13 protein-coding genes are annotated in these 12,217 nt (G+C 71.6%); all 13 read left to right on the forward strand.

Annotated features, from left to right (window positions below):
• Positions 1-11: 11 nt before the first annotated feature.
• The 13 genes from ACGFIK_RS18905 (at position 12) to ACGFIK_RS18965 (ending at position 12,211) form a co-directional block, all read left to right on the forward strand.
• Entirely contained in the window at positions 12-218 is a 207-nt protein-coding gene (locus ACGFIK_RS18905; protein ID WP_327025677.1) for an MbtH family protein, read from the forward strand.
• Between the two features lie 310 nt (positions 219-528).
• A complete protein-coding gene (locus ACGFIK_RS18910) occupies positions 529-1,545 on the forward strand; it encodes an asparagine synthetase A (protein ID WP_327025676.1) in 1,017 nt (338 codons plus the stop codon).
• On the forward strand, positions 1,542-2,837 hold the full coding sequence (locus ACGFIK_RS18915; RefSeq protein ID WP_327025675.1) for a glutamate synthase-related protein: 1,296 nt from the start codon (positions 1,542-1,544) through the stop codon (positions 2,835-2,837). The genes ACGFIK_RS18910 and ACGFIK_RS18915 overlap by 4 nt, the downstream gene beginning before the upstream one ends.
• Positions 2,834-3,757 carry a 3-oxoacyl-[acyl-carrier-protein] synthase III C-terminal domain-containing protein gene (locus tag ACGFIK_RS18920; RefSeq protein ID WP_327025674.1) on the forward strand — a complete coding sequence of 308 codons (924 nt, stop codon included), beginning with the start codon at positions 2,834-2,836 and terminating at the stop codon, positions 3,755-3,757. The genes ACGFIK_RS18915 and ACGFIK_RS18920 overlap by 4 nt, the downstream gene beginning before the upstream one ends.
• Before the next feature lie 34 nt (positions 3,758-3,791).
• On the forward strand, positions 3,792-5,174 hold the full coding sequence (locus ACGFIK_RS18925) for a hypothetical protein (protein WP_327025673.1): 1,383 nt from the start codon (positions 3,792-3,794) through the stop codon (positions 5,172-5,174).
• Entirely contained in the window at positions 5,167-6,435 is a 1,269-nt protein-coding gene (locus ACGFIK_RS18930; RefSeq protein WP_327025672.1) for a type III PLP-dependent enzyme, read from the forward strand. The genes ACGFIK_RS18925 and ACGFIK_RS18930 overlap by 8 nt, the downstream gene beginning before the upstream one ends.
• 86 nt (positions 6,436-6,521) lie before the next feature.
• Positions 6,522-6,788 carry an acyl carrier protein gene (locus tag ACGFIK_RS18935; protein WP_327025671.1) on the forward strand — a complete coding sequence of 89 codons (267 nt, stop codon included), beginning with the start codon at positions 6,522-6,524 and terminating at the stop codon, positions 6,786-6,788.
• A 2-nt stretch (positions 6,789-6,790) separates the two neighbouring features.
• Positions 6,791-7,696, forward strand: a complete 906-nt coding sequence (locus ACGFIK_RS18940) for a hypothetical protein (RefSeq protein WP_327025670.1) — start codon at positions 6,791-6,793, stop codon at positions 7,694-7,696.
• The gene (locus ACGFIK_RS18945) at positions 7,693-8,367 is read left to right on the forward strand and encodes a hypothetical protein (protein WP_327025669.1); all 675 of its coding nucleotides are present in this window, start codon (positions 7,693-7,695) and stop codon (positions 8,365-8,367) included. Before ACGFIK_RS18940 ends, ACGFIK_RS18945 begins: the two co-directional genes overlap by 4 nt.
• Positions 8,364-9,518: an acyl-CoA dehydrogenase family protein gene (locus ACGFIK_RS18950; RefSeq protein WP_393340411.1), complete on the forward strand. Its 1,155-nt coding sequence runs from the start codon at positions 8,364-8,366 to the stop codon at positions 9,516-9,518. The genes ACGFIK_RS18945 and ACGFIK_RS18950 overlap by 4 nt, the downstream gene beginning before the upstream one ends.
• Complete coding sequence (locus ACGFIK_RS18955) at positions 9,502-10,341, forward strand: 4'-phosphopantetheinyl transferase superfamily protein (RefSeq protein ID WP_327025667.1); 840 nt, start codon at positions 9,502-9,504, stop codon at positions 10,339-10,341. Before ACGFIK_RS18950 ends, ACGFIK_RS18955 begins: the two co-directional genes overlap by 17 nt.
• Entirely contained in the window at positions 10,338-10,811 is a 474-nt protein-coding gene (locus ACGFIK_RS18960) for a hypothetical protein (protein ID WP_327025666.1), read from the forward strand. The genes ACGFIK_RS18955 and ACGFIK_RS18960 overlap by 4 nt, the downstream gene beginning before the upstream one ends.
• Positions 10,808-12,211 carry an MFS transporter gene (locus tag ACGFIK_RS18965; RefSeq protein ID WP_327025665.1) on the forward strand — a complete coding sequence of 468 codons (1,404 nt, stop codon included), beginning with the start codon at positions 10,808-10,810 and terminating at the stop codon, positions 12,209-12,211. Before ACGFIK_RS18960 ends, ACGFIK_RS18965 begins: the two co-directional genes overlap by 4 nt.
• Positions 12,212-12,217 lie beyond the last annotated feature (6 nt).

Below are 12,217 nucleotides of genomic sequence, written 5' to 3' on the forward strand. Positions count from 1 at the left end.
AGGGAAATGACATGGCGAATCCGTTCGACGACGAGAACGGCACGTTCCTGGTGCTGGTGAACGCCGAGGCGCAGCACAGTCTCTGGCCCGTCTTCGCCGCCGTGCCGGGGGGCTGGCAGACGGCCTTCGGGCCGGCCGGTCGGGCGGAGTGCCTGGCGTACGTGGAGAGTTCCTGGACCGACATCCGGCCGCGGAGCCTGGTGGAGCAGTACGCATAAGGCCACCCTCGACCCGGACCACTTCCTGCGGCCCCTGCTCACCTCGTGAGCAGGGGCCGTTGGTCGTGCCCACACCCCCGGTCACTGCCGCTTCGACTGCCCACCTTTCTGCCCGTCCAACTACCGTCCGCCACCACCGGGCGCTCCTATATTCGACGTGTGGGAAATAGACCGACCGAATACGTCGACCGCGCGCAGGTACGAATTCGCGGTGCGCGGTACGGGGTCGGATCCGCACATCTTCGACACGTCTGCTGTCGGCGCTGCCGGCCGTCGTAACAAGTACGACCAAAAGACCCCGGGAGGCGAGATGTACCAGACAGAGCAAACGGTGGCGGTGAGAAAAGCCGCTGCCTATCCCGGTCTTCTCGGCGAGCATCTGATCGCCGAGACGACCAGGGCCGCGATGGCGGTCCAGCAGGAGGCGTTGTACGCGGCGCGGGAGTTCCTGCGTGGTCAGGGCTTCACCGAGCTGCTGCCCCCGCTGATCGGGCCGGTCACCGACCCGGGCGCCCGGGGCGCCAAGGCCCTCGACGTCGACTTCTACGGCCACACGTACAAGATCATGACTAGCGCGATCCTCTACAAGCAGGCCTCGCTGCGCGGCTTCCCGAAGCTGTTCTACATCGCGCCGAACATCCGGGTGGAACCGCCGGAGACCGTGGACACCGGCCGGCACCTGGTGGAGTTCCACCAGATCGACGTGGAGATCGCCGGCGGAACCCGCGAGGACGCGATGGACACCGCCGCCGGGCTGCTGACCCACGTCGTCGCGCACGTGTTCGACACCGTGCCTGACGTGCTGCGGGAGCTGGGCCGTGACCCCCTCGACTTCGCCGAACTGTTGACCGGCAAGTTCGACAGCTGCACCCACACCGAGGCGGTGCAGCGGCTGCGCGACCAGGGTCACCCGCAGAGCCCGGACGCCGAGATCAACTGGGCGGGTGAGGAGATCCTGTCCCGGGAGGCCGACCGGCCCTTCTTCATCACCGACTACCCCAAGGGATCACGGGGCTTCTACGACAAGGAGAACCCCGGCGACCCGGGCGTGCTGCGCAACTTCGACCTGATCGCCCACGGCGGTTACGGGGAGCTGGTCAGCGGCAGCGAGCGGGAGGCGGACTACGCCACCCTCGTGACCCGGATGCGGGAGAGCGGCGAGAACCCGGCCAAGTACGACTGGTACCTGCGGCTGATGCGCGAGGGCCTACCGTCCAGCGCCGGCTTCGGCATGGGGTTGCAGCGGCTGGTCCGGTTCCTTACCGGCCTGGACGCCCTCTGGCAGGTCAGCGCCTACCCGAAGCTTCCCGGCGTGGTGTCCCCGTGAGTGGGGTCTGCGCGCCGGGCCTGCCCGAGGGGCTGATCCGGCAGCGGGCCCGCGAGGGCACGGCCGCGGTGTTCCCGCCGGTCGACACGTACGGCCGGCAGTTGCACGGCGCCGGTGACGAGGAACTGTCCGGCCCCTCCGGGTGCGCCGACGAGCTGGACCTGGCCCGCCTGGTGCCGCCGGTGTTCATGCCTCGGCGGCTGGAGAAGCTGATCGATCTGGGCCGGGAACCACTGCACGACGACGTGGACCTGGCCACCGTCATCGGCGGTTTCCGCTCGCCGTTGCCGGTGTACGTCTCCGCGTTCGGCTCGACCCGGGTCGCCTCGGGTGACGCGGGGATCGCCGCCAGCCGGCAGGCCGGCCGGCTCGGCATCCCGATGGTGATCGGCGAGAACATGGTGCCGGTCGGCGGATACCGGCGGGCCGAGGCCGCACAGTCGCCGATCCTGGCCCGGCTGCGCGCCTACGCGCAGGAGTGCCCGCCCGGGGTCGGTGGTGTGGTGGTGCAGCAGAGCACCGAGGACGCCGACTCCGAGGTGTGGAACCTGGTCTACAGCGACACCTCGGTGCGGGAACTGCGGGACTCGGGTCGGTTGGGCTTCGAGCTCAAGACCGGCCAGGGCGCCAAGCCGGGACTGGGCGGGATGACTGCGGTGGACGCCGAGGAAGCCGCCCGGCTGGCCGGTCAGTTCGCCGTCCGGGAGGTCCTCGGCCCGGACCGGTGGCTGCGCTGCGCCACCCCCGGCACCTTCACCGAGGAGATCCTGCGCCAGCAGGTCCGGTTCATGCGCAACAACTTCCCACGGGCCCGGGTGTGGGTGAAGTTCCACCCCGGACGCGATGTGGCCTCGGCCGCGACCACGGCCTGGCAGGCCGGTAGCGACGCGGTGACCGTCGACGGCGCGCAGGGCGGCACGGGGTGGGCGCCCCGGGTGTTCCTCGATCAGGTCGGACTGCCGCTGGCCGAGTGCCTGCGCCGCATCGGCCGCCCCGAGGGATGTCTGCTGGCCACCGGCCGGATCTGGGAGGGCGGCCGGGCGGTCCGCGCGCTGGCGATGGGCGCCACCGCCGTCGGTCTGGGTCGGGCCGCGTTGCTCGCGGTCGACGAGGACCCCGAGGACGGCCTCACCCGCCTGGTCGAGGCGCTGGCGTTGGAGGCCCGACTGCTGGTCAGCGCGGTCGGCAAGTACCGCGCCGACGCGCTGACCGATGAGGATCTGTGGTGGCCGGGTGCCACCCCGACGACCGCGTCACCGGCGCGTACCGCCTCGATCGGCAGCCCGGCATGACCGCCTTGCTGGACGTCGGATGTCACCTGCCGGCGCTGAGCGTGGACATCGGTGACATCTGTGTGGACACCGACCCGAAGCAGATGTGGACCTACCGGCGGCTGTTCGGGCTGAAGAAGGTGCTCCGCGATCCCGGGCGGGACCTGCGACCGCTGCTGGTCGCGGCGGCCGAATCCCTCACGGAGTTGCGCGGAAACGAGCACCGGGTCCGTTACGTGGTGCTGGGCCGGACCATCGCTCCGGCGAACCGGGCCGGAGAGACCCTGCTGGAGGATGTCTGCGCCACGCTGGGCCTGCCCAACGCTGTCGCGTTCACCCTGACCCAGCGCGCCTGTGCCGCCGGTCTGCTCGCCGTGGACCTCGCCGGCCAGCTGCTGGCCGCGGACGGTGACCCGGAGGCCCTGGCCCTGGTGCTCACCGGCGAGAAGACCTTCATGCCGCTGCTCGAGACCATCCCGGAGAGCACCGTGATGGGGGAGGCCACCGCCGCCTGCCTGGTCACTGCGAACGGTGATCGGGACCGGCTGCTCGGCGTGGCCACCCGCACCCTGGGCCAGTTCGCCGAGTCGGTCCCGCCGCAGCCCCTGCACCCGGACTTCGTCAAGGACCACAACGAGGTGCTGGCCGAGGTGATCCGCCAGGCGTGCCAGGACGCCGGGGTCGCCATCGACGACCTGGCCCTGCTGCTGCCCCACAACGTCAACAAGTTGTCCTGGTCGTGGACCTGTCAGCTGCTGAACGTACCGCTGGACCGGGTCTACCTGGACAACATCGCGGCCACCGGGCACTGCTTCGGTGCCGATCCGTTCATCAACTACGTCCATGCCCGCGCGGCCGACCGGCTGCGCCCGGGCGATCTGTACCTGATGGCGGCCGTCGGGCTCGGGGCGACGTTCACCGCCGCCGTGCTGCGGCACTGACCCGTCGACCTCGTCGCAGAAAGGGAAACAGCCGATGTCACCTCCGGATCCGACGTTCCTAGAGGGTGTCAAGAGTGCCTGTACCGGAGCCACCGGCACGCCGTTCGTCCTGCTGGGCAACTTCGAGGTCGAGGACGAGTGGGCCCGCGACGAGGTGGGGCTGCCGGTCTTCGGCGGTCGGGCGTCCACGGCGATCGTCAACCGGATGGACGAGTTCACCGTACTGCTGGCCGGGCCCGGCGACCACGTCGTGTTGAAGTCCGCCCCCGACCCCGACTACCTGAACTACCTGGTGCAGTTGGGGATCGAGCTTCCCGGGATCCTGCTCACCGACGAGCACGACCCAGCGGCCACGGTCAGTGAGGACGCGCTGCGCTCGCCCCGGTTGCTGGCGGCGCTGCGGTCGTTGGCCGGGCAGGGGGCGTACCTGCTGCCGCACGGCATGTCGTTGCTGGAGCAGCAGCTGTGCGAGCTGACCGGGCTCGCCCCGGCGCTGCCGGCGGTGTCCGTGGTCAAGGCGGTCAACAGCAAGATCTACAGCCGCCGGGTCGCGACGGACCTCGGGCTGCCCCAGGCCGTGGGCTGGGAGTGCGAGACCGTGGACGAGTTCGTCGCCGCGGCCGGCGAGGCTGCTCGCGCCGTCGCCGCCGGGCGCCGGGTCGGGGTCAAGGACGCGTACGGAGTATCCGGCAAGGGCATCATGGTCGTCGATGACATCCGCCGGATGGACCAGCTCGTCCGGATGGTCACCCGTCGCGCCGAACGCACCGGCGACCAGCGGGTCGCCCTGGTCATCGAGGAGTGGGCGGACAAGGCCCTGGACCTGAACTACCACTTCACGGTCGCCCGCGACGGCTCGGTCCGGTTCGACTTCGTCAAGGAGGCGCTGACCGAGAACGGAGTCCACAAGGGACACCGTTTCCCCGCGCGACTCTCCACCGAGCACGCCGCGCAGCTCGTCATCGCCAGCGAACGGCTCGGCGCCCGGCTGGCCGCCGACGGCTTCCACGGGGTGGTGGGGGTCGACGCCATCACCACCACCGACGGCGGCCTGCTGCCGGTGTTGGAGATCAACGCCCGGAACAACATGTCGACGTACCAGACCGGGTTGCAGGAGCGTTTCATGGGCCCGGACAACGTCGCCCTGGCCCGCCAGTACGACCTTCGGCTGACCCGGCCGGTCACCTTCACGGACCTCCGCCACTGGCTCGGTGACCTGCTGTTCGACCGGGACCGGGGCACCGGCCTGGTGGTGAACAACTTCGCCACCGTCAACGCGGCCACCCCCGAACCCGGCGACACCCGTCCGTACGTGGGGCGCCTGTACGGGCTGCTGCTGGCCCGTACCCAACAGGAGATCACCGACCTCGACGACGCGGTCGTCGCGGCTGTTCACAAGGAGACCGTCCATGTCTGAGTCGACCACCCTGGGCGGTGTCCCCGTCACCGAGCTGGTGCAACGGTTCGGCACCCCCCTGTACGTCTACGACGGGGCGATCATCACCGAGCGGTACCGGCAACTGCGTGACCGGCTGCACCCGGCGGTGCGGATGTTCTACTCGTTGAAGGCCAACCCCAACATCAGCGTCTGCGCCCTGCTGCACTCCCTGGGTGCCAGCGCCGAGGTCTCCTCCCTGACCGAGCTGATCACCGCGGAGCGGGCCGGGGTTCCCGCCGAGGACATCATGTTCCTCGGTCCCGGCAAGAGCCGCACCGAGCTCACCGCCTGTCTGAAGGGTGAGGTCACCCTGATCTGCGAGTCGCTCGGCGAACTGGCCCTCATCGACGAGCTGGCCGCGGAGCTGGGCACCACCGCCCGGGTGGTGTTGCGGGTCAACCCGAGCTTCGCGGTCAAGGGCAGCGGCCTGACCATGGGTGGCAAACCCCGTCAGTTCGGCATCGACGAAGCGGCCCTGCTGGCGGAGTCCGACCTCGCCGGCCGACACCCGTCGGTGCGGCTGTGCGGCTTCCAGGCCTACCTGGGCACCCGGTTCCTCTCCGAGCAGATGATCGTCGAGAACACCGGGCGGATCCTCGAGCTGGCCGAACGGCTCGGCAAGCACCTCGGGGTGGACCTGGAGATCGTCGACGTCGGTGGCGGGCTCGGCGTGGCGTACTTCGCCGGCGAGCGGGACCTCGACATCCCCGCGTTGACCGACCAGCTGAACCCGGTCTTCGCCGCCTTCCACGACCGCCACCCGCAGACCACCCTGGTGATGGAGCTGGGCCGGTACCTGGTCGGGCACAGCGGCACCTACGCCGTCGAGGTGCGCTACGTCAAGGAGTCGATGGGTGAGCGGTTCGCGGTCGCCGACGGCGGCACGAACCACCACATGGCCGCGGTCGGCATCGGCTCCTTCGTCAAGCGCAACTTCCCGATGCGGCTGCTCAACCGGGACAGCACCGCCGAGCCGGTGAAGTGGAACGTCACCGGTCCGCTCTGCACCCCGAACGACACCATCGGCAAGGCCGTCGAATTGCCCGGCGACCTGCGCCCCGGCGACGTGATCGGGGTCGAGCGCTCCGGCGCGTACGGCCCGACCGCCTCGCCGGTGCACTTCCTCAGCCACGGCTACCCGGCCGAGGTGCTGATCCACCAGGGCGAGCCCCGGTTGGTCCGCACCCGGGACGACGTGGAGAGCATGCTCGCCGCGCAGATCCTGCACGACTTCCGCTGACCCCGGCTCGACTCCGCACCACCTGCGTCGCTTCCGTACCAACCGCGTCACCTCCCCCAATCTCACGCCCGAAAGGCAGGCCCGCAATGAACGCCACGACCGTCGAGACCGGCAACGAGCAGATCGTCACCGTCATCGTCACCGCGCTCGAGGAGGTGCTGCGCCAGGACCTCACCGACATCACCGTCGAGACCCGACTCTTCGACGATCTGAACCTGGACTCCACCAGCGTCCTCGCCCTGCTGATGACCCTGGAGGACGCCCTGGACACGCAGGTCGACCCGGAGAGCCTGGAACAGGCCCACCTGGAGTCGGTGGGATCCCTGGCCGCCTTCCTCGCCGAGAGCCGCTGACCATGTCGGCCCTGCGGCAACCCGGTGAACGGGCCGGGCCGGCGCTGGAACGCATCGTCACCCGCACCTTCACCCACCCGGTGACCCCGGGCGACCCGGCCGACCGGATCAACCTGCGGGAACGCATGGAGGCGCTCTACGGCGACTTCACCGACCTGTCCTGGCTGACCGACGGTCCGATGGTCAGCTACCACGACATGGTCCGTACGGTCGTCCAGGAGCTCGGCCCGCAACTCGTCGGCGTCGACCTGGCGATCACGGTGGACGCCAGTCCCGACTGCCGGCACCAGAGTTTTCCCGGGCCGGTCCTGTCACACCTCCTGCCCGGCGACCCGATCATGCTCGGAGTATCGGAGCAGGGGGTGGCGGGCCCGTACACCGCGCTGCGGATCGCCCACCAGTACCTGCGCTCCGGCGCGGCCACCCGAGCCCTGATCCTGATCATGGAACAGTCGACGTTGCCGCCCGACGACGCGGCGGTCCGGCCCGTCCGGGACGTCGCGGTGGCCCTGCTGCTCGGTCCGGAGGGCACCATCGGACTCGACATGCCGACGGTGACGGTCACCCGCACCGGGGCGGCTGGGGCGCTGACGAGCGAGGTCGACCTGGTGGTCGCCGGTGCCGCTCTGGCCGACCTGCCAGCCCGGATACCCGTGCGGCGGGCCGAGCCGGGACACCCCTGCGCCGGGGTGTGGCTGGCCCTCGCCGAACTGCTCGACAGCCGTCCGGACGGCGGCCGGGTGCTGATCGCCGACCGCGATCCGGTGCTGCCGTACCGGTGCGCCGTCACCGTCACCCTGCCGGCGTCGCGCCCCGAACCACCACGGCACCCGGCCGGCGACATCGCGTCACCCGCCATGCCGCACCTGGCCATCCGTCCGCAGAAGGTGAGGGAGCTGGTCCGATGACCGTCACCGTCAGCACGCCGGCCGCCGCCACCGACCTGGCGCGGTACCACCGCCTCGCGTACACCGCAGGGGTGGTCACGGCGCTGGGCGCGCTCCAGGCGGAAACCAGCCCCGGGATCGTGCCGGTCGGGCCGGGCGGACACACCTTGCTGCCGGCCGCGGTCTACGCCGCCAGCGACCGGTACGCCACACCGCAGGGTCCACGACCCCAGCCGTACGGCCAGACGGTGCTGGACCGCGTCGTCACCGGCGACGGAGAGCTGATCGCCTGGCGGGTACCGGGCGGCGGCCCCGACCCGGACACCGCGACGGCCTGGACCGCCGGTGTCGCCTGGATCCGGCTCGGCCTGACCACCCGGCTGCTCGAACAGGCCGCCGAACACCTGCGTGGCCGGACCGTCGGCGGTGTCCTCACCCTGCACCTGCAGATGGTGCGGGGAATCCTCGCCGAGGCCGCCGCCGGGATCGCCGAGGCACGGGCGCTGCTGAACACCGACGGGTACGGGACAGATCTGCACCGGGTGCACCGCGCCCTCGACGAGAGCGGCCGCAACTGCCTGCACCTGTTCGGTGCCGCCGGTTTTCTGACCGACGGGCCCGGCGGTGACCTGCACGTGTCGGAGCTGCTCGCCGAGACCTACCCGCCCCCGACCGACATGGAGGCGTCATGAACACCGACTTCCTCGCCGATCTGCGGGCACATGCCCGCGCGTACGCGGACCTGCTGCGCCCCACCGCGCTGGACCGCGACCGCAACCCGGACCTCGCGGTCTCGTCGCCCGGCTGCGGACTGCCGTGGCGCCCCTTCGCGGGCCTGCCCGCCGAGTACAACCCGGAGCCGCTGCGGGTCGGCGGCCGGCCCGTCCTGCTGCACAGCTGCGTCGAGCGGGTCGTCGTGCTGGAGGAGTTGGCCCGGGCCGACGCCGGTGCGGTGCTCGCCCTGCCCGGCCCGTCGATGTCCTCGTCCGTCATCGGGGACCTCGCCGACGACGACCAGCGGCAACGGTTCTGGGAGCGGGTCACCGCCGAGCCCACCTGGGCCTTCTTCGCCATGACCGAGCCGACGCACGGCTCCGATCCGGGCGGCATGCGCACCACCGTTCGCCGCGACGGTGACGGCTTCCTGCTCAACGGAACGAAACGGTACATCGGCAACGGCGCACGGTCCCGCATCGGCGTCGTCTTCGCCCGCCGCGGCGCCGGTCCGCTGGGCATGGTGGCGGTCCTCGTCGACACCGACCTGCCCGGGTTCACCGCCGCACCCCTGTCCACCCGGGGCGTACGCGCGTTGCAGCTGAGCGAGTTGCGGATGGCCGATGTACCGGTCACCGAGGACGACATGCTCGGCCGGCACCGCTCCGCCACCCGGCAGGGCATGTGGGCGGCCACCCGCACCTTCAACCGTTACCGGCCGGTGGTGTCCTGCCTGGCGCTGGGGGTCGCCCAGGCCGCGTACGACCTGGTCGTCGCGGAACGCCGCCAGTTCCGGGTCGACGAGCGGCACCTGCTCACCGACTGGGAGCAGCGTCTCACCGGCACCCGCGCCCTGGTGCTGGCCGCCGCCCGATCCGCCGACGCGAATCCGGGCGACGGCACCCTCGCCGCCGCGGCGAAGCTGCGTGCCACCCGCCTCGCCGAGGAGATCACCACCACGGCGGTCCGGCTGCTCGGGCCGGGGGCGCGTTGGGAGCACCCGATTCTGGACAAGCTCCTGCGCGACGCCCGCGCCTTCGAGTTCATGGAAGGCACCGGCAACGTTCAGCGGCTCACCCTCGCCGAGGGCTACCTGCAAGGACGGCTTTCCGATGTCCGCGCCGCGTGATCCGGTCTGGGTCGACGTCGGAGTGCCGCCGGGCACCGACGTCTGGCACATCGTGCTGGACGTCGCACGCGAGACCGTCGACCCGTTCACCGCGCTGCTCGACGCCGGCGAGCTGCGTCGCGCGCGCCGGCTGCGCGACGAGCAGGCGGCCCACCGCTTCGTGGCGGCGCACGGGGCGGTGCGGTCGGTACTGGGCAGCTATCTCGACGTCGCCGGCTACACGCTGCACTGGGCCCGGGGCCCCAACGGCAAGCCGTACTTCGACGGCGAGTGGCGCCGGTGGCAGTGGAGCCTCAGCCGGTCCGGAGGCCACGCCCTGCTCGCCGTCCGCCTGCACGACCCGGTCGGGGTGGACATCGAACAGATCAGAGACGACGTCCAGGCCAACGCCCTCTCGGCCCGATTCATGCCGCCCGAGGAGGCCGCCGAGGTCGCCGGACAGCCCGACGACGCCGCCCGCAACGCCGCCTATCACCGGTTGCTGTCGCGCAAGGAGTCGTGCGTGAAAGCCAGCGGCGGACGGCTGTTGGACGGGCTGCGCCTCGGCGTCCTGGTGCCCGGGACCGTCGAGGGCACCGGCGCCTTCGCCGGGCAGCGCTGGTCGCTGCGGGACCTGCCCGCCCCGCCGGGTTTCGTAGCCACCCTGGCCACCATCGGTGACCGGCCCCCGCGGCTACGGATGTTCGAGTGGGACTGGCACACCTACCCGTACGGCGGCCACACCGAGGCACCGACCGGCCCAGCACCGGAGCGACCCGAGACGACCCGACCACCCGGAGACGAGGACTCGTCCCCGCCCCACGTTGCGAGGAGGGCCGCATGAGACACCATCCGGAGCCCACCGGCCGCCGCCCGGCCGGCCCCACCGGGCCGGGCCGTGGCCGCGGTGGTGGGCCGGACGACCGGTGCATCGCCCAACGGTCGGGCGGTGGCGGACCGTACCCGCCGGATGCGGTGCCACGGATGCGTTTCACCCCCTCGGCGATACCCGTCCTGAGCTGTGTGCCCGCCCGGCATGAAGCGGCGCTACGCGGTGCGGCGGAGGCCCTGGCCCGCCTGGGCCGCTCGGATCTGGGCGGCATTCTGCGGGTCAGCGCACCCGGTTCGGCCGACGCCGCCGCCGAGCGCCTAGCCGCCCGGCGGGCCGTCGAGAACGCCCTGCACGGCGGCTGCGGGAGCGTACGGCTCCCGCCACCTCGCCCTCCGTCCACACGGCACCGCAACCGCCCGGACACACCGAATCCGTCCGCTCCCCCACCCGCGACCCCCATTCAGAGTGAGGAACTCCGATGACGTCCACGCAGAAGTCCCAGGCCCCCGACGGGGTCCAGGCGGCGGTCCAGTGGCGGAAGGTCATCACCCTGACCGCCAGCCAGGGCCTGTCGCTGACCGCCGACTACGTCCTGCTCGTCGCCCTGGCCTGGACCGCGGTCCAACTCGGCGGCGTCGGCGCGATCACTACCCTGATGCTGGCCGGTACCGTCCCCCGCGCCCTGACCCTGATCTTCTCCGGCCCCATCGCCGACACGCTGGGAGCCCGGTTCGTCCTGTTGCGCACCACCTCCGCCCGCGCCGTGCTGCTCGCCGCCGGCGCGGTGGTCGTCTTCACCACGCCGTGGTTCTGGCCGCTGGTGGTGATCGCCGCCATCGAGGGGGTGCTGCTGGGCATCGGCAGCCCGGCCGCCAGCACCCTGATGCCCCGGCTGGCCCAGGGCGAGCAGTTGGCCCGGGCGAACTCACTGTCGTCCCTGGTCACCCGGCTCGCGCCGATCATCGGCACCCCGATCGGCGCCTGGCTGATCGCCACCGGTGAGCTGTGGGAGGCGATGGCGGTGGTGGCGGCCACCTGCGCGGTCTCGTTCGCCGCGATGTGGGTGGTCACCCGCGGTATGGCCGGTGGTGACCGGACTCCGGGCGAGAACATGCTCCGACGCTCCGGCGACGGCATCCGCCTGCTGCGCACGTACGGCCGCCTGCGCTGGCTGTTCATCTGCGCGTTCCTGCTCGACATGGCCTTCGGCTGGCCGATCGAGGTGGCTCTGCCGCTGATCGTCGACGGGCGGGGCTGGGGGGTGGGTTCGGTGGCCGTGGTCGTGGTCGCGTTCAGCTGCGGCGCGATCGTCGCCGGGTTGACCGGTGCCCTGCTCGCCCACCGCATCCCGCTGATGGTGCGCCTGGTCGTCACCGGCGTCGGCATCGGTCTCGGCATCCTGGCGATGGCGGCGATGAACTCGGTGTTCACGCTCGCCGCGGTCGGCACGCTGGTCGGTCTGATGGCCGGCCTGAACGGCCCGGCCATCGTCACCGTCTACCAGCAGGCGTCCCCTCGCGCCCGGCTGGGAACGGCGATGTCGATGCTGACGCTGGCCGGCATCGGCACCACTCCGGTGTCGATCGTCGTCTTCGGCGCGCTCTCCGCGGTGATCGGGGTGACCGCCACCTGGTTCGTGTGCGGTTTCGTCGCCCTGGCCGCACCGGTGGCGGCGCTGCAGGCGCTGCGCCAGCCGCCCCCCGGGCCGGAGAGCCTGGGCGGCACCGACACCCCGTCGCCGGCTCCCGAGGCCGAGCCGGCTCCGGCCCTGGCCGAGGCATCGCCGACGGCCGCAGCGCAGCCGGTGGCCACGGCGGTCGAGGCATCCGAGCCCGAGCCTGCCGCCGACCAACTCCTGGTCACCGCGAGCCGCAACGGCTGACCCGAC

It is taken from the genome of Micromonospora sp. NPDC048871 (assembly GCF_043198155.1).
GTDB lineage: Bacteria > Actinomycetota > Actinomycetes > Mycobacteriales > Micromonosporaceae > Micromonospora.